Below are 18993 nucleotides of genomic sequence, written 5' to 3'. Positions count from 1 at the left end.
AAACCACTTTTTTGGGATAAACAAAATGTTTGTCCCCTAATACGCCTTTTCTTGGCCTTTGATAACGTTTAAAAACGTTTGAACAATTATTTTGATATCCAATAGGATCGACCAGTTCTCAATGTAGAAAACATCATATCGTATGCGATTGATAATTTCATCATCACTCTCAATTTCCCCTCTTAAGCCCTTGGCCTGAGCCAAACCAGTTATTCCTGGATTAACAAAATGCCTTAACATATATTTCCCCACTGTTGTTCCATATTCATGGTTCTGTCGCCATAAATGAGGCCGTGGTCCTACCACTGACATTTGTCCAATCAAGACATTTACGAATTGCGGTAATTCATCCAGACTTGTCTTCCTTAGGAACGCCCCTAATTTTGTTATCCTTGGGTCATTTCGTGTAGCGGATTGTTCAGTGCTCTCATTGGCGACCATGGTCCTGAATTTATAACACCCAAATCCTTCCTCTTTGAATCCCGGCCGGTTTTGTCTAAAATAGATAGGGCCCTTGGAATCCAATTTAATCAATAACCCAATTATCGGCATGAGCCAGGACAAAAAGAACAACAGCACAAACAGGGAAAACAGAAAGTCGAAAGACCTTTTATAAAATCGATTGAAGGGATCGTCCAAGGGCAGTTCCCTCAGCGAAAGGATGGGGAAATATTCATAATAATCAAGTTTCAAATACTTGGTGAATATTTCTCGATTGTCCGGGATGAATTTTAAATTTATCAGGTTGTTATCCGCATAGTTCACAAACCGGCCAATTTCGTTGTTTTTTAAATCATTTACGGAGCAATAAATTTCATCTATGCCATTGTCCCGAATGAAATTGAGACATTCTTCCATGTCAAAACCAGATTTTTTAGGCGAGAACTGTTTTATGACATGATACCCATATTCGCCATGCTTCTTGAACATTTTAACAAGTTGATCTGTTTTTTTGTTCTTGCCGATTACCACCACATGCCTTAGGCTTCCCTTTACCTTTGCCCGGTATTGCATCAAAAGGTAATAGTTCAGAAATTTTAATACAAGTACCGAAACAAAGACAGACAAAAAGAAAATTCCCAGATTCAATCGACTAATATTAGGTTGTTTAAAGAACCCTATAAAAGCATAAAGGGTTAAAAAGAAAAACACAAATTGCCTAAATAACAGCTTCAAAATATGGGTCACCTTGGTAAAGCGATATATCTCGTAAAATTCATTCTTAAACGAAATTATAACCCATGCCAAGGAAATATAGCTATGAAAAAGTATGGGAAATTGAAAGAGTATGGGTAAATAGTACGCAAATAGATTGATGACCACCAAATCCAAAAAAAATGAAATCGGATGTATAAAACCTGAGTATCTTCCTTTGGTAAAAAACATTTGTCGACAATAAATAAAAATGTTCTGGTAATTCCCTTTTTTAATTCTGAAATTGGTCCAAAGACCAAACAGCTCACCGTGGGTGCCTAGATTTTACTACACATAAAATCTTCATACTTTTTATTGATAATATTCCACGTAAAACTAGTGTCTATTTTATTCCGATTACTCTCCAGAAAATTCAAGTGATCGCTTTTTTTCAGAGCCATTGCGAGCGCGACGTCTTCCGAGCTATTAAAGTATTTGGCATCCTCCCCAAGAACACCTTTGTTGAACGCATTGTTGTGAGCAATGATGAAACTGTTAGATGCCATAGCCTCCAATAAAGAAGGATTTGTACCCCCTACGGAGTGACCGTGAAAATATAGGTTGGACCAATGTCTTAAGTTATTAAGATGTTCAATGTTAAAGATGCCGCCAAGAAAACGAATATTTGTATGCGCTTTGAATTTGTCTTTCAGGTAACGCCCAAATTTGGTTTGGTGCTTTCCGATTACAAGGAAAACCCGATTACTATTACTGGCCACTACCCCGTCCAAAATTACCTCCAAATTGTTCTCCGGTTCGAATCGGGCGACCAATAGATCGTATTTATACTTTTCTACCCCGTATTCTTCAATGATTTGTTCCGAAGGCTCATGAAACAATTCCGCGCCATAAGCAATGTATTCTGATTTTTCACCATACTCCGCAAATAGATATTCTTGTATCCCAAGGGAATCTGCAATCAAAAAATCACTTGTTTTAATAGCAAGTCTTTCGGCATACTTAAGAAAATAACGAACGGGTTTTGAGTATTTGCTTCGTTTCCACTCCAGCCCATCCATGTTAGAAAATATGACTGGTTTTTTTGGCAGTAACCATCCCCATATTGAGCTACTTGTATACCCCAACTGGAGAATTACGTCATATCCCCTTTTTCTGCTATCGCGAATACAGTTAAAGTCATAGATGAACTGCCCAAAAGTCCCAAAAATATATTCTGGATCTATCTTATGGATAATTTTCACCTTTTTCCATTCCTCCTCCTGATAAATATGGTTATGTGAATTATAAACATAGACTTCATGGCCGTGATTAACGAGGTATTGGGACAGGTATTCTGCAAACTGCTCAAATCCACTATAATTGTTGGGGATGCCCCGCGTGCCAATAATTGCAATTTTCATAAAACGTCTAACTTCATAATTCTGCAAATATAATATAATAATTGCTCTATCGAAGGTTACAATACGAGCTTCACCACCATGAAACCCAGATTTGCTGCATCTGACCAAAACAGCGCGCAAATGAAAGAAAACCTGAACAGCAACGCAGCGTTTATGGCATATGTACGCGGTAAAAAATTAAACCTTACCTTATCCAACCCTGATGGGTTTCCGTAAAAAATGTTTATGTAAAAAAGAATTGGAGTTCTTACCAAACGGTTTTACTATTTAGAATAGTTTGGCGCTACCAAAACCTTAGGTAAAGCATTTGTTTTCATGAACGCAAATCCGTACTATTCCCTAGGTTTCAATAAAAACAGGCAACTAAAAAAGGCAAAATTGTATATGGCCCATTGTCTGGTGAATATGGACTCTGTTATTGCGGTTAATACAACCAAAAAAAACCAAAAGATTGCCAAAGTATTCCTGTAGGCCAGTGCTCGTCTTAATGGCCATAAAAAAGCCGCAAACAGCAATAGCAAGCCCACTATTCCATAATGCAAGAGCGTCTGTAAATACTGACTATGAGCGTGGTACTTATGTTTTAATGGAATTTTTAAATCTCTAGTCTCAAACTCTTTTAGCAGCAAAGTATCGGCCTTTTTTTCCCCTAATCCCCACAAGAAATTTTCCTTAGAAACCGTGTAGGCACTTTCCCATATATCATAGCGCAGCGAGGCGCCTGAATAAAAATTACCTTTTTTATTAACCTTCAAAACCCTGTTCTTAATCACTGGGTTTTGAAGTGCAACAACAAAACAAATGCCTATTATTCCAGAAGCTATCAGCATTTTTTTTAATACTCCCTTTCCAACAACTACAAGATATGCCGGAACAAGTATTAACATGCACAAAATGGCATTTCTAGCTGCAAGTAAAACAATGCTCAAAGTGAGCAAGGTAAATGCGAAATAGTAGAAAAACTTATTATTTCCAAAATGCTTAAGCTTTACCAGAATTAATAGGGCAAACACATAAAAAAAACCGAGATATATGGGCTGAATGCCAAAGGGTTCAACAAGAAATTGATATGTAAAATACCAAAAATTTATCCCTTCATCCCTTATCAACACACCTCTGTAAATTGCAAACCCCAAGTTCACGGTAGCGTTTACCAAACACCCGATTAAAAACCATTTCAAAATAATTGGCAAATACCCCTTCATTTTGTTTGCCTGAAAACCTATTACCAACGGAAGTAACAAAAATGACAAATAGTAATAAACGACATCAACAATATTGGACGCATGTTCCACAGTCTCCCTAATAGCAATAATTAGGAATAATGCCATTAGGACCAGATTGAATTGCTTAAAATCGACTTTTATGTTTCCTTTAAATACATCATTTAGGGTAATCGTTATTCCAATGAAAAGAAAAAGGAAAAAGGCAATTGAGTTTATTGCAATACCTAGCGTAAAGGACAGTGCAAATAAAGCCGCGCTCCATTTAAGCGGGTCTGCTTTTGTTACAATTTTCTCAAAGGTTGTCAGGTTCATAGCGCAATTTAATGGTTATACACAGACAAAAGAGAAGTAGAGCCGATACCTGATGTTTAAAGAACCCTGCATTGGATAGGGCCGCTATACTCATGGCAAAATTAATTACATACAGATGAGACAACGGGCTATCGGTTTTCTTCTTTATTTTGGCAAAAGGTGGAAACGGATAAAAGAAAACCGTCCAGGCAAATAGCAGCCCTAGCACAATCCCATATTGGGACATAAGAGCCAAGTAATCATTATGCGTATCTAAAAGTACTTTGGGAATTTTGTTGTCTTCGCTATACAAATTCTTATGCCTATTCCATCTACCCACTCCAATCCCGACAGAAGGGTTTTCAACAATCATATTCAGGGATGCGTCGAAAAAGTCAATTCGCGATCTTATAGAAGAGGTCTGTTCCGTCCATTTGACATTGATGATTTTGTTCAAACTTTTTTCAGAAAAATCTATTTCAATCTTATCAGAAATTTCCCGATACGAGTACCGTTCTGGAATATAATTATTGTTGGAAGCTATAAGGTATGTAATCCCGAGCAAAAAAATGCCCATGACCACTTTCAAGGAATTGACGACAATCTTTTTATGATTACTCAGCAAATATATTGCGAAATAGGCCAAAATTAGGGTAATTATGGCTCCTCTTGTCTCTGATGCAATAATTATGACAAGGGCTATACCAATAGCAGAGAAACCCACTATACGGGATACTTTACGGTGCCTCACTAAAACAACCATATATAGGGCAATTGCGGCAGCGATATTGGCAAAGGTATTGAGTGAAAGACTCCCGCTTATGAGTCGGCTCGTGCCACGAACACTAGAATTGATATACGCTTCGATCAATAGAAATGAGAGGCTAATCACAAAACTAAAAACAATTTGTTTTTGATATTTTTTTAGGTTGTACTGCTGCACTAAAATGAGAAATAATATGAGATATCTTATATGAAAGGTATAGGCAAGAAGTATATTAACGTCCCAGAGATCCAACGCATTAAAAATATGTGCCACAAATGCAAAAAGAAGAAAAATCAAAAGGATCTTTAGTGGTAAGGTGAATTTGACGGTCTGTAATCTTGACGAGCTTTCTGTTAGTTTGAGAAGAATTCCCAAAATAAGATACAAATCTATTCTTGTAATAAGTGGAAAAAAAACCTGATCTCTATCGTCAATATTCGTTATGCGAACACTAGGAAAAAGATCATCAATAGGAGCTGGGAACGCAAGAATTACAAAGATGAGAAACAAAAAGTAAAAATTCCGCTTCCACACGGCGAGCACACATATACCCAGGAAGAGAGCAAGGGAAGGAAGCGTTAGCGCCCCAAGATTAAAAAAGATAATATTCCCTAGGTGGGCAAACGGTAAAGTAATAAGCATCCCTCCATAAACTGCCAACAAAAATGCCACAACGTAAATGGTGAAAATTTTATTCTCACTAACCCGTAAGTTTTTCATAGTGAAGGATATTGGCTCCTGATATTAGAATAGAATTACTTTGTTAACAAAATGGGCAATGTTAAAAGAGTTTAGATAGGGATCATATTTGCCATTAACATCTACAGTCCGCACCGTAAAGTCTTGAAAATTGAAATCCAATCCGGGATTTGGCCTAAAATATTTCTTGATTTCTTCCTTCGTGAAGGTATGAGTGGTTTCATTGTACCGAAATGCCAAATGACCAAAAGTCATTTCCCCTTGTTCCCTGTTTTTGCCAAAATCTATTCTAATGTGCGCTGGAAACTCCAAAAGATCAATCACATACTCTACAATTTGAAATTCTTCCGCGCCCTTCACATCAACACTAACACTCCTTTCTGCATTATAATCCTCATCTTCGTCTCTATAAAAAAGTTCAAATTGATCATCCTTCGGAATCTTGATTCTGAGCTCCACGATAAGCTGGTCCTCGTGTTTATTTTCTTGGGATTTCCCCCCTTGTTTGCAAGCCCCAAAAAGCAGCATTATTCCCAATAAAAATGGCTTCATTAAAAATCCTGGCCGTACATTTTTCATATAATTTTCTTTACTATTTTGGGAGCATCCTACAAAAGATGAATTCGAATCTTAAGTTTTTCAAATATAGGCCATATTTTGTCCAAATGACGCTTTTTTGTCCCTATGGTAGGGGAAAACGGTAATATTATTACCATACATCACCTTTAAACTTATCAGGCCAGAAGAGGGGCGGGATAGGAAAGGCTTGCATATTTCAATCACTTCTTGCAAAGGGCAATTTTGAGTAATCCCCTCCGTTTAGAGGCAACCCTTTTTTTAAACCAATCTGATAAGGGTGTGATGAACAAATTGATTTGAGCTAAATAATACCTTCCGAAATTCTGTAGAGTCTTCAACTTTGGCCTCTACCCCATTACTGGAGGTGTGCTTATCATTATCGTTTCTGAGGACGATTCCTTTGAAGTCTACTATAGGAACGACAATTCAGCTGTCATAGAAATAATTACTCTTTCCATAAGTAACATTATGCTGCTTTAGTTGTAAGTGTTTAGCCTTAAATAAATAAATCGTTCAGGCAATGAGTTTTTTTATGCGGTGTGCTGATTTCCCATCGAGAAGATAAAAATAGTCAGAAATGAACTGTTTATAGCTTGCTTTTTTAGATTCCAACTTATCGATGTTTCCAATTAGACTCTCCAATTCTTTCGCATTTTGAATAACATGACTACAATCATACTTTTCATAATCCATTGAAATATTGATATTTGAAAGTTTTATCTGAACAAGTGATTTGTTAAATGCAATGGCCTCATTACCCACAGTTGACGTGGTTGTAATAACTACATCACTATCGTAAATTAACTGATGCGTATTCTCATTTTTATAAATTCTAGTTTTGGATTTATCAAAATACTCTTCAACAATATTTCTATTGTCTATAGACCCTGGATGAAGCTTTATTGTTAGGTTGTAGTTGATATTCAATTTAGCTTCTTTAACTATTCTTAAAAATTCTCTTATGCTCTTTTCCCCAATAGGGTTTAAGATCAATAAAATGTTATCTGCCTTTTTTAAACTACCGTACTGTATTTCAAAATTCGTTATGTGGTCCATTTTTGGAGTCCCTGTGGTAATAAGTTTCGCTTCGTCCGTTCCCCTACCTACAAACCAATTATTTGATAGTTTTCCCCAAGTTAGCATATAATCAGATATTACCGGTAAATAACCATATTCCAAGACGGTAGAACCATGTTGGATAACGTAGGTTTTAATATTTCTTTTCCCCGCTAACAAAACTATTGCTTTAGAGATCTTGTGAACATCTGTATTCAATAAAATATGGGTAATATCCTTATGTGCGTCTAAAAACCGTTCAGCGCAATTGTACACAAACAAGGAATCAAATATATTGAGTAGCAATAAGTGCTTTTTTACATCAAATTCGCTACATAAATCTCTTATGGTTTGAGAATTTTGTTTTAGAAATCCTCTAGTGTTGAAGACTTGACGAATAAAGCTAATGGGGCCAAAATACTTGAATATAAACTTACTTCTTTCATTTACTAACCTTTTGTCTCCTATTAACTCGGTAAAATCTTCATCAAACTCCTTTTGAACTGCCCTCATGTTCCCTATCATACTATTATTAAAAACATCGTTTACAAAAAGATAGCGCGGACTTTTGGATTTACTAGTACTCTTGGAAAAAAAAGTGATTATAGCTTTTACATAATTATCTAAGCTAAATTTTTTTAATTGGTTTAATACCCCCTTACCTTCTAACCGCTTTAAGGATAATTCAAATACATAGATTTGAGATAAAGCGAGAAGATTAAAACCATTGAAATTAATGCGGTAGCTATTATATTTTTTAACTTGATCGTATGGGTCTTTCGGTAAGGCCATTAAAAAGTATATCTGTTTTGTTTTGTTTTTTGCATATTGAATAATTTATCTCAAATAAGAAAACCTAAAAGATGAATAATTTAAACACTATTTTGTTGAATTTGCTAGTTTTTTAGGAGCTATTTTTTCAAGTTCCACGGCATTGGATAATTTCTGTTTTGATATGAAAAGACCAATAAACTACTGGCTATAAATGCTAGAATAGTAGCATATGCAGCTCCAATAGCCCCAAAACTATCAATAAGAACATAATTAAATATCAGATTCAAAACGGCGGCAAAAACCGAACTAAAACCTAAAAACGCGGTTTTATTTATATGTACCAAATAAGGATAAAATATTTTGTAAATTCCATGAATTGCGTACCCTAATGCAATCCAAAAAATGTATATTTTCGCGCCAACATATCTTTCGTCAACTACATAGGGAAGTAAAAACTCCGCTGCCAAGGAAATTAAAATAGACAATAAAAAAATAGCAGCAATATAGGCGTATGTATATTTTACAATTTGCCTCTTTTTTTTGTCGGTAGGGTTTACTAAATTTTTATAGAACCAAGGGCTCCATGCCTTGATAAAAGCGTCTGTAAAAAGTATTACTACTAAGCCAAACGTATAACCAACACTATATATTCCAACTACTTCAAGATTAATCATATGCTCAATAAATAGTCGATCACTTACGGTTATTACGATGCCCCCAAGTACATGGGGTATGAGTGGTAATGAAGTTTTTAGTATGTCTTTTGCTGTCTTGGAATTAATCTTAAAAGTAATATAGCCCCGACGATACATATGGATATATGAGACAATATAAAAAATAAAATAGGACACCAATATGCCTATTACTTGGCTTTGCCACCCGAACTTATAACATACTAAAAGAAGTATTGTTATTGACATCGTAGTTGCAGTATTTACTATTTCAAATATGCCAAAAGTAAGCGCCTTTTCTTCATTTCTTAAAATGGTCAAATTCAGGGTGTTAACCATAAACATATAACTAATTAGCGGAATTATTAATATCCATTTTTTAGGAATCGAAAAAACCGTATCAATATATATAGAGCCGATTAACGTCACTATAAAAAATAAAATAAATGAAAAAAATAAAATGAACAGAATGTTTCCTATTATTATGGAAAGCTCTTTTTTTGAACACTTAAAAAAGTTTTTTGAAACATTAATATTTATATTCATTCCAATAAAAGCACTATAAAAGGTCACGACAATCAAAAAAATTGATAACAATCCGTACTCCTTAGGAGAAAGATAATTCGTCAATATTGGAAGTAGAAAAAAGGGAATAGACTTATTAATTATACTACTACTTAAATAAATAATTGAATCTTTAATTAATCTCATTTCCGAATAAAACCTTAGATATGTAATTTAGGTGTAATAAGAGGGTTTCTCCTTTCCTCTAATTATGGGTTAAATTTCTTTTTATTAATCATATTGGATGTGGTATTTCAACTAAAATGGAACTAAAGATTCATTTCTTTATATGATAGATTAAAGTCTCATAAGGGCTTTTGCCCCTACACGCTCCATGAGGTCTATTAAAGTTATAAAAATCTTCCCATTGCTCTATTTTTTTGTTCAAATCGACATCAGTGGTATGGCTCAAAAGTTGGCAGAACTCTTTTTTGTCCGCCAGATGGGGTTTTTCAACTTTTCCTTTGTGCTGGGGCTTTCCAGCTTTTATATAGCGGTGTCCCATTCTGGAATCCTTTACATACCAATTAAACATGGATTTGACTTCCGTTCAAATATTGCTCAATCTCATGTGCCTTTTTCATGTTAAAAGTGGTTACTAATATTTCATGATAATAGCTCACTTTTAGTTGACAAAGTCATGGTATTAACCTAACTAATAGTAGCAATTTCTGATGCGCTTTCAATGAATCTTTACTGAAACGTGGGTTAACGGATGCCGCTATTCTATAAAGATCATATATGGGCTTTAAACCCTCCTTGTCATTTATTAGGGACATCATCTTATTAGTAATGGTGCGGCTAATCTCCGCTCGGCCCACCTTAGCTTCAATCATGGTCAACAGATATAAAATGTCAAAATCAAAATATTCATTGTAAACTACATTTTCGAAATCAATAAACTTAATGTTTTTATTAGTAGTTACAAATATGTTGTTATAGTGAAAGTCCCCATGTGCAAAACATGGTTTCAAATTGTTTTGGTTTATGTTAACCAGTGCTTTTTTAAGTTTAAGCTTTAAAACAAAAGCGATTATTTTATTTATCACCTTATCAAATAGAGAAAGGGTCTTTGTTTGATAAGGTCCACTTTGGGCTAATGAAGAAATATTGGCATAAGCGATTTCAAAACTTTTAGCGCCGTTGTGTTCAGATTTATTTTCTTCGTAAAATGTTTGTATCGCTAAAACTAGGCTTTCTATAATTTCGTGGATGTTTTCACCCTCATTCAGGTATTCCCTTAGCGTTTTTCCTTTAATGTATTCTGTTATTATTACAGCGTCAGTGGATAGAACCAAATTAGGCACATAATTGTTTGAGTTTTTTAAATAAACATTTGCTTCTGTAATAAATTTGCTTTTTATTCTTAATGGCGAAATATTGGATACAGCCTTTAATATAAAATCGTCATTTTCATTCGCTATTTTTAGAACAAATGTTTTTTTCCATTTACTATGTTGAATTACCTCCTTTAAGATAAATTCATTCTTTATCAAAAAATCTTTTAAAAAATCTGGAATTTCCATAAACTATATCAGTCCATTCTCCTTTAAATATTTTAATAATTCATCAGGCGAAGTCTTAAGAGGGATAAAAATAATTTTTCTTTCGGACTGATGAAAAACCTTATTATAAACCATTTTGGTTTCATTTCTAACATCCTCGAAAGAAGGTATTTTATAGCCTATTGGTGCATTTGCTCGCATTAATAACAATAGTTCATTTAATGTTTTTAACTCTCTCATTGATGCATCCAACACTCTTTCTGATAGTTCTTCGGATGACACATCCGACATAGATATAACTTCATCATTGTTTCGAACAAAATATAGGACATTTTTAATCTTTGTTTTTTTGCCCACCCTGTTATTCATTAACCTTTTGGGCGGTATTTTTACCATAGGATTAAGACGGAGCATCTTCCTTTTAAAATACCACAATAATTTATCCTTGAGGGCAAAATTGGAAAAGTGATTTTTTAATATGGACTGTCCGAATTCCATATCAGTAGCGTAAACAGATACGGGCTTAGGATTATAATATGTATGACCCATGTTGTCAATTATTCCAAAGTCTTCAGATAGATAGCTATACTGTTCGTCTTCTAGTATCTTAAATAGGGTGCTCGTTTTTCCACATCCCCCTGTGCCTGTTATAATTGTTGCTCCTTTCGCAGATTCAAAAACCCCAGAATGTATGAAAGAACAGTTCTTTTTTAATAATGATAAATGCACTACATACCAAAATAAGGAATAAGAAAGTATAAGGTCTTTTTCCAAAGTGTTTTTACCTTTATATATTCTTTTTAGGGTTTTTTTAATGTTTGTTTTATCATTGTTAATTAGTACACCTATACCGTTCGTGCCAAACAAATTTTTAACCGTGTAATCAATCTCATTCAAGTAACCAACAAAAAATTCTTGCTTGTTGAAATTCATACTGCCTTTTGCAGAAAATATTTTCGGCACATAATTGGAATGTATATTGTTCCCATTAATGAAAATTTCAATATCTACTTGCTCTTTGTTAGGTGTTTTGGTCGCTTCTAAATCTTTAACAATTTGTGTAGAAACTGCATTAATGCTATGTAGTTTAATTACCAACGGTCCTACTTTGCAATAATATTCTTTGGCGTCTTTCATTTTCAATTAAGGAGTCTATTTTAAGCTAACTATTGGCATATTAATTGGATTTACTATCTATCGAACATATCCCAATACAACACAGTGTCTTCATTTATTTCAATAAGAGCTTTTCTACCAACAACCTGTCCAATATCTTTGGGTGAAATTCCGTGAGCAGGTCTTTTCCATGTTAAATGACTCTGGTCTACGATTTCCCCTTTTTCAATTTTCTTAAATGCGACCAAACTTCGCCTTGCGTTATTTCTAGAAATTTCTTCGGTCTCTAAAGGTGCTTTCTGTTGACTGCCAATAAAATCATATACCTCTTCCATTTTTCTGAAAAACAACTTGAGGTCCTCTTTATCCATGGCATGGTAATGATCGTTGCCGGGAAGTGTTTTATCATGTGTGAAGTGTTTTTCCAAAACTACCGCTCCTAGTAAATGAGCAATTTTTAAAGCTTCCATATCCCTGGGAAGGGTATGATCCGAATATCCTGGAATAGTACCTGGGAATTTGCCAATAAGGTCCTTGATCATCCCCAAATTGGCATTTTTATCCAATGTAGGGTAATTCAATACGCAATGCATTAAACATAAAGGGACATTATACTTGTTAATGGTTTCCAGCGCTTGTTGAATTTCCCAAACATAGGAGGCTCCCGTAGATAAAATTATAGGCTTGCCAAAAGAGCACATGTGCTCTATAAAAGGTAAATTAGTTATGTCTGAGGAAGATATCTTGAAAACATCCATCAAATCATTTAAAAACTCGGCAGATTGCGTATCAAATGGCGTTGATAGAAATTCAATCTCAACTTCGTCGCAGTGGTGTTTTAGTTTTTCATACTCCGATTTCCAAAACTTATCATATTTTTTAAAAAGCTCAAATTGGCTTTTTGTACGCTCCTTGGTTGTGTCCCAATAGGATGGACTGTTTTTGGAAGCTATCGTATTTGCCTTGTAAGTTTGGAATTTAATGGCCTGAGCTCCACCTTCTTTGGCCTCATCAATTAATCTTTTGGCCAAGTCCATGGAACCTTCATGGTTAACACCGGCCTCTGCAATTATATATGGCCTCTGAAAGGCTTTTTCATTATAATTATATGTGCTGATTAAATCTATAAGTTTCATTTCGCTGTTTTAAATAGTCTTATTTATTAACTTGAGGACATTTGTTTTTCCTTTTTTTAATCGATTCCTTAACATTCTCCTGTTCATTAACTTTCTTAAATTATACTGCAGCGTTTCATTAAATGCTTCCAATATTGAATCGTCTGAAGCATCTTCCCCAAGACCTAAGTTGTAGAAGCCGTTTTTTTCAGATGCAAAAAAATGTGTTGTTTCCCTTAGGTTTTGACATAAAACAATACACGGCACTCCGATTGAAGCAACCTCAAAAGTAGTCCTTCCTGCCGAAGTAAATACTATATCGGCATTTAAAATTTCCTCGGAGATATTAGTAATATTAGTCTTTACTTTAATCATGGGAAAATCTCGAACCAATTCTTTCGTATATCTATATCCCATCCCGGTAATAACGATTATCCCAATGGCACTTTTAGTGCAAAATTCCTGTAAAAGTGTTAAAACTCTCCTTGTGAAATTATTGGGGTCCACTCCTCCAAACGAAACAAGTATATTTTTTACATTTTCTTCAATTACTTTTTCGGGAGTATACAAGAATTCATCTCTCAAAATAAAATACTCATGCCCATAATAATGATTTAGAATTAGTTTGTGTTCGGGATACATGGCGTTGATTACCAAATCTGCGTGTTTAGATCCTTGTCCAATGTCTTCAAAATTAATAATTCGATATTCTCTCTGTCGCAGCTCTAAAATATATTCCTCAGATGTATCCAAAATATCATTTATTATGACATCAGGCTTAATAAGTTCTATATCCTGTATTACTGAAGGCTGCTCTTGAATATATACCTCATAATTGGATTCCGCAATTTTATCATATGCTAGTTTACTGGTACTATCGACTAAAAAGACAATGCGATGATCTAATATTTCATTTGCAATACTTAGGGTGTTATAAACATGCCCCATTCCTATTCTCGAATTTCCGGAAACCACAAATAGAATAGTTTTTCTCTTCAAATAATATTCGCACAAATTCCAATCATCAAAATCATCAATGTCTATGGCTTCCTTTTTAGAAAGTGGAAACAGTTCTATTTTCTTTCCAAACCTTGAGTTTTTCGTTATGAATGGAGTTCTAGTAATGACGAAGCCACCCGTTTCCTTATAAATTTGGGGTAATTCCTGTCTGTTGACCCTTTTCTCATAATTTGGAACATAACCGTCCCTTAATTTGATCCAAGTAAGATGACTGTCATAAACACCGGATATAACGGTATCCAGATTATTATTAATAAGTCTATCTATAGCTTCTTCTACAGATTCTTTACTCAGTAAGGGTGAGGTTGGCTGAAGCGTAATCACCAAATCGTATTCCTTATTTTCTTTCTCTTTGATTTTTTTATACGCATCATAAATAACAGGGTCCAAAGTGGTATTATCTCCCGATATGCTTTCATCTCTTGTTACAGCTTTAGCCCCAAATTTGGAAGCAATCAACAATATTTCATTGTCATTGCTTGAAACGTAACAATCAACTTCACAAGAACTAATCTTTAAAGCATTTGAAATGGAATATGAAATTAGAGGCTTCCCATTTAGGGTTCTAAGGTTTTTCCTTGGGATTCCTTTGGACCCGCCTCTAGCCGGAATAATAATTAGTATTTTAGTTTTATCCATGTCTTAATTACGCAAAATCTTACTCCAAATAGTTATTGATTCTCCCTATGACCATTTAAAGTACTTTTAAAATTTATTGAGCATTTTTTTAAACTATCCTCCCACTTATATATTTGAAATTCAAAACTCTTTTTAACTTTTAGTGTATTTAAATCACTTCTATCAGGTCTTTTAGCTGGAGTTAAATAGTCTTTGGAAGGAATAGGATTTACGTTAACTTTCATTCCAAACTGTTTAAATATTTGAACTGCAAAGTCATACCAACTTATTGTACCTTCATTACTATAATGGTATAGACCATATTCCTCCCTCTTATTCGTTATCAAGAACAATATGAAGGTGGCCAAGTCCCCAGCATAAGTTGGAGAACCAACCTGATCATTGACCACGCTTATTTCTTTATTTTCATTTCCCAGCTTTAGCATTGTTTTCATAAAATTGCGTCCATATTCCGAATACACCCATGATGTTCTTACAATGAAGTATTCTTCCAATATGTCCTGGACATAGCTTTCGCCTAGCAATTTGGAAGCTCCATAAACACCTAAGGGTCTCGGTTTGTCTTCCTCTGTATAGGGCATTGTTTTTTTTCCATCAAATACAAAATCCGTAGAAATATGAATTAATTTGCTATTATTTGCGCTACATGCTTCCGCCAAAGTTTTTACCGCTTCCGCATTAATCAAATACGCCTTATCCACTTGAGATTCAGCAAGGTCAACGGCCGTATATGCAGCACAATTTATACAGTAGTCAAATTTGTATTCTTTGAAGCAGTTTTCAATAGCCCTGGAATCTGTAATGTCCAATTCTTTGTAATCCGTAAAAACAAATTGCCATTCCGGGTAACCCTTGGCAACATCTTGAATACATCTTCCCAGCTGTCCCTTAGAACCGGTAACCAATATTTTCATGCTATCTTGGCATTTTTGAATTCGGGCAAAAGCCTATCCCTTTCAGAAACGCTTATATCCGTTTGCGGCAGGCCCCAATCGATACCCAATTCTTTATCATTGTAGACGATTCCCCCTTCTGAAGACTTGTTATAAAAATTATCGCATTTGTAAAAAAAGGTGGCTGATTCGCTCAGTACCGCAAAGCCATGGGCAAAGCCTCTTGGAACAAAAAGTTGTTTTTTGTTTTCCGCTGATAATTCTATGGCTACATGTTTGCCAAAAGTCTCAGACTCTCTTCTGATATCTACGGCCACGTCCAAAACCCTTCCTTGTAGTACTCTAACCAATTTGGCCTGGGCATACGCTTCTAACTGATAATGCAAGGCCCTAACAACCCCGTAATGGGAAAATGATTGGTTATCCTGGACGAAATGAACTTCACTTTCCACCAGGGCATTGAATTTCCTTTGATTGAAGCTTTCAAAAAAATAACCTCTTTCATCAACGAAAACATTCGGTTCCAATACGAAACAGCCTTTAAGCTCGGTTTCCGTAGCAATCATTTTATCTTCCTTTTTAAAATCCCCAGTAGATTTCTGCCGTAACCGCTTTTCATTAGCGGTTTCGTCAATGCTATGAATTGGTCCCTGTCTATAAATCCCATCTCAAAAGCAGCAGCTTCAATTGCTCCTATTTTTAAACCTTGGCGTTCTTCGATTACTTCTACAAACTGCGAGGCCTGCATTAGAGATTGAAACGTTCCCGTGTCTAGCCAAGCGGTTCCCCTGTCCAAAATGCTAACATTCAGCTTTCGCTTGTGCAAATAGACTTTGTTTACATCTGTAATTTCCAATTCACCTCGAGCGCTTGGTGATATATTCTTGGCAATTTGCACCACCTCATTGTCATAAAAATAAATTCCTGGAACCGCATAGTTCGATTTTGGATGCTCGGGTTTTTCCTCTATACTAATGGCCTTCCCCTCTTCGTTAAATTCCACTACCCCATACCGTTCAGGATCATTGACCCTATATGCATAGATGATTCCCCCATCGGGGTCGTTATTGGCCTGTAGCAGTTTGGCCAATCCAGAACCATAAAATATATTGTCTCCCAAGATAAGGGCCACCTTGTCCTTGCCAATAAACTGTTCCGCTATGATAAAGGCTTCCGCAAGCCCATTTGGCGCTTGCTGCACGGCATACGAAAAGCTACATCCGTATTTTTTTCCATCCCCCAATAGATCCTCAAAAAGGCTCAGGTCCTTGGGTGTAGAAATAATCAATATTTCGCGAATACCGGCATACATCAGTGTAGACAACGGATAATAGATCATCGGCTTGTCATATATGGGCATCAATTGCTTGCTTACCGAAAGCGTCAATGGATGTAAACGTGTGCCGGAACCACCGGCCAAAACAATTCCCTTCATTCGGCGTACATTTTTTTATAATATTCCCGGTACTCACCAGAAGTAACATGTTCCAACCAGGCTCCATTGGTCAAGTACCAGTCTATCGTATATTCCAATCCCTCTTCAAAAGTCACAGACGGTTCCCAACCCAGTTCCTTGTTTATTTTACTTGCGTCTATTGCATAACGCAGGTCATGACCCGGGCGGTCCTTGACAAAAGAAATTAGCCTTTCCGAGGTCCCTTTCGCTCTTCCCAGCTTCTGGTCCATAAGCTTGCAAAGCAATTTGACCAGGTCAATATTTTGCCATTCGTTAAATCCCCCGATGTTATAAGTCTCCTGCCCTTTCCCTTTATGGAATATCAAGTCAATTGCCACAGCGTGATCTTCAACGAACAACCAGTCGCGGGTATATTTTCCATCACCATATACGGGCAAGGGAATATTGTTTATTATATTGTTTATGAAAAGTGGTATGAGTTTTTCCGGGAAATGGTTTGGCCCATAGTTATTAGAGCAGTTCGATATTACATAGGGAAGCCCATAAGTTTCTCCATAAGCCCTTACAAAATGATCTGAACTTGCCTTGGAGGCAGAATATGGCGAATTGGGATCATAAGCGGTACGCTCGGTAAACAATCCTTTACTGCCCAAGGTGCCATAAACCTCATCCGTACTAATGTGATAAAAGCGCTTTTTGGAATACGCTCCTTTCCAAGCGTCCCTGGCTGAATTCAGTAAATTGACCGTGCCGATAATGTTTGTTCTTACGAAGGCCAAGGGGTCGGAAATGGATCGGTCCACATGTGATTCTGCGGCCAAATGTATTACGCCATCAAAATCATATTTGGCAAACAGGCTTTGGACAAAATCGACATCAACGATATCTCCCTTTATAAAAGTGTAATTGGAATACCCTTCAACATCTTTTAAATTCTCCAAATTTCCCGCATAGGTCAGCACATCGAGATTGTAAATGTTATACCCAGCATAGCCTTTCACAAACCTCCTTACAACATGGGATCCGATAAAACCTGCTCCTCCTGTGATTAAAATATTCTTTGCCATAATTATGCGTCCTGTGAAATAATGGAATTAATGCTTGGTGTTGATTCTTACAACTGCATTTCGGCAGCCTTGCGATTAAGGTATTTGCCTATGGAAATTAAAAAGAAAAGCCCAATGAGAATAGAGGGAATCAAAATAATGTTCTTCCCAAAAAAAGGCTTTTGAACTTGCTGCGGTTTTCCAAAATTGATGATGCTTATGGCCTGTGTATGTTCCTTCAGCTCGATTCTTTTTTGTTCCGTATCCCTGATCAAAAAGTTCTTTAGCTCAAAAAGCCCTCGGACGTCCACGCGTTCCTCGTTGTCCAAGACAATCCTATTCTCATTTTGGGAATCTCCTGCAACCGCTAATTTATCCGTATAGTTTGCGATTAGCTCATCGAGCTGTGCAATCAAAACCTCATTCTTGGCTATTTTCTCCTTGGCGTTTTCATTGTACACTTGGGTCAAATCAGCAAAATAACCATTGGAATTAACATAATCCATTATTTTTTTCGCGGCTTCCTGTCCTTTTTTGGCATCCTTGAAGTAAAAGCTGATACGATGGTTCAAAGAGCTTTTGTTCAGGATTTCCGACCGAACCACATCCGAGACTATAGCGCTGTTGTCAAACTTCTCCAAGAGTTCCAAATACTCCAAATCTATCTCATTGTCTGTTCCGGTGGCCGGACCAATTATGATTTCAAACCCGCGCCAATCCATGTCCTCAATCCCGATGGAATTAAAGAAAGTCGAATCCTTGGCCTTTGCATTGGCTTGTATTTCATCGACCACGTCGTAGAGATAGTTCTTACTCTCCAAATTCGGCTTTACGATGACGTCTGTCTTTAGTTTTTCATTGGTGATTTGGTTCAAACCAAAACCTAGGGCAGCGCCCAATATCGCCAACCCCCCTAAAACAATCGCATTTCGCTTTAGGTATAAAAACAACCTTAAAAATGTTTTAAACAGCTTTTGAAATCCATTCCCGATCATCTGGAACAATTGCCCCAAATCTATCTCATCCGAGGAATTACTGCTGTGTGGTCCGTTTTCCGCCAT

17 protein-coding genes are annotated in these 18993 nt (G+C 36.0%); all 17 read right to left on the bottom strand.

Annotated elements, in window-relative coordinates; genetic code table 11:
- Window positions 1-36 precede the first annotated feature (36 nt).
- The 17 genes from ACRD67_RS00215 to ACRD67_RS00135 all read right to left on the bottom strand — a co-directional run bounded on the left by ACRD67_RS00215 (window position 37) and on the right by ACRD67_RS00135 (window position 18993).
- Complete coding sequence (locus ACRD67_RS00215) at window positions 37-1386, bottom strand: exopolysaccharide biosynthesis polyprenyl glycosylphosphotransferase (RefSeq protein ID WP_430964933.1); 1350 nt, start codon at window positions 1384-1386, stop codon at window positions 37-39.
- Between the two features lie 86 nt (window positions 1387-1472).
- On the bottom strand, window positions 1473-2555 hold the full coding sequence (locus tag ACRD67_RS00210) for a DUF1972 domain-containing protein (protein ID WP_430964932.1): 1083 nt from the start codon (window positions 2553-2555) through the stop codon (window positions 1473-1475).
- A 332-nt stretch (window positions 2556-2887) separates the two neighbouring features.
- The gene (locus tag ACRD67_RS00205) at window positions 2888-4093 is read right to left on the bottom strand and encodes an O-antigen ligase family protein (protein WP_430964931.1); all 1206 of its coding nucleotides are present in this window, start codon (window positions 4091-4093) and stop codon (window positions 2888-2890) included.
- Window positions 4074-5558 carry an O-antigen ligase family protein gene (locus ACRD67_RS00200; RefSeq protein ID WP_430964930.1) on the bottom strand — a complete coding sequence of 495 codons (1485 nt, stop codon included), beginning with the start codon at window positions 5556-5558 and terminating at the stop codon, window positions 4074-4076. The genes ACRD67_RS00205 and ACRD67_RS00200 overlap by 20 nt, the downstream gene beginning before the upstream one ends.
- A gap of 24 nt (window positions 5559-5582) precedes the next feature.
- Entirely contained in the window at window positions 5583-6116 is a 534-nt protein-coding gene (locus ACRD67_RS00195) for a hypothetical protein (protein WP_430964929.1), read from the bottom strand.
- Between the two features lie 513 nt (window positions 6117-6629).
- Window positions 6630-7964 (bottom strand): hypothetical protein, encoded by a 1335-nt coding sequence (locus ACRD67_RS00190; RefSeq protein WP_430964928.1) that lies wholly within the window; start codon window positions 7962-7964, stop codon window positions 6630-6632.
- Between the two features lie 119 nt (window positions 7965-8083).
- Window positions 8084-9328 (bottom strand): lipopolysaccharide biosynthesis protein, encoded by a 1245-nt coding sequence (locus ACRD67_RS00185; RefSeq protein WP_430964927.1) that lies wholly within the window; start codon window positions 9326-9328, stop codon window positions 8084-8086.
- Window positions 9329-9458: 130 nt separating this feature from the next.
- Window positions 9459-9686, bottom strand: a complete 228-nt coding sequence (locus ACRD67_RS00180; protein ID WP_430966168.1) for an integrase core domain-containing protein — start codon at window positions 9684-9686, stop codon at window positions 9459-9461.
- Between the two features lie 133 nt (window positions 9687-9819).
- Window positions 9820-10707 carry a phosphotransferase family protein gene (locus ACRD67_RS00175; protein WP_430964926.1) on the bottom strand — a complete coding sequence of 296 codons (888 nt, stop codon included), beginning with the start codon at window positions 10705-10707 and terminating at the stop codon, window positions 9820-9822.
- A 3-nt stretch (window positions 10708-10710) separates the two neighbouring features.
- Entirely contained in the window at window positions 10711-11823 is a 1113-nt protein-coding gene (locus ACRD67_RS00170) for a hypothetical protein (protein ID WP_430964925.1), read from the bottom strand.
- A gap of 53 nt (window positions 11824-11876) precedes the next feature.
- Complete coding sequence (locus tag ACRD67_RS00165) at window positions 11877-12938, bottom strand: N-acetylneuraminate synthase family protein (protein WP_430964924.1); 1062 nt, start codon at window positions 12936-12938, stop codon at window positions 11877-11879.
- Between the two features lie 9 nt (window positions 12939-12947).
- Window positions 12948-14576, bottom strand: coding sequence for a cytidylyltransferase domain-containing protein (locus ACRD67_RS00160; RefSeq protein WP_430964923.1), 1629 nt, complete (start codon window positions 14574-14576; stop codon window positions 12948-12950).
- A gap of 32 nt (window positions 14577-14608) precedes the next feature.
- Window positions 14609-15490, bottom strand: coding sequence for a dTDP-4-dehydrorhamnose reductase (gene rfbD, locus ACRD67_RS00155; protein ID WP_430964922.1), 882 nt, complete (start codon window positions 15488-15490; stop codon window positions 14609-14611).
- Window positions 15487-16035: a dTDP-4-dehydrorhamnose 3,5-epimerase gene (gene rfbC, locus ACRD67_RS00150; RefSeq protein WP_430964921.1), complete on the bottom strand. Its 549-nt coding sequence runs from the start codon at window positions 16033-16035 to the stop codon at window positions 15487-15489. The genes rfbD and rfbC overlap by 4 nt, the downstream gene beginning before the upstream one ends.
- On the bottom strand, window positions 16032-16904 hold the full coding sequence (gene rfbA, locus ACRD67_RS00145) for a glucose-1-phosphate thymidylyltransferase RfbA (protein WP_430964920.1): 873 nt from the start codon (window positions 16902-16904) through the stop codon (window positions 16032-16034). Before rfbA ends, rfbC begins: the two co-directional genes overlap by 4 nt.
- A complete protein-coding gene (rfbB, locus tag ACRD67_RS00140; protein ID WP_430964919.1) occupies window positions 16901-17953 on the bottom strand; it encodes a dTDP-glucose 4,6-dehydratase in 1053 nt (350 codons plus the stop codon). The genes rfbA and rfbB overlap by 4 nt, the downstream gene beginning before the upstream one ends.
- Window positions 17954-18000: 47 nt before the next feature.
- Window positions 18001-18993 (bottom strand): hypothetical protein, encoded by a 993-nt coding sequence (locus tag ACRD67_RS00135; RefSeq protein ID WP_430964918.1) that lies wholly within the window; start codon window positions 18991-18993, stop codon window positions 18001-18003.

Origin of the sequence: Eudoraea algarum (assembly GCF_050589645.1) — a bacterium.
Taxonomy (GTDB): domain Bacteria; phylum Bacteroidota; class Bacteroidia; order Flavobacteriales; family Flavobacteriaceae; genus JBNGOQ01.
The sequence above is the reverse complement of the archived record's forward strand: the minus strand, read 5'-3'. Positions and strand labels throughout refer to the sequence as shown.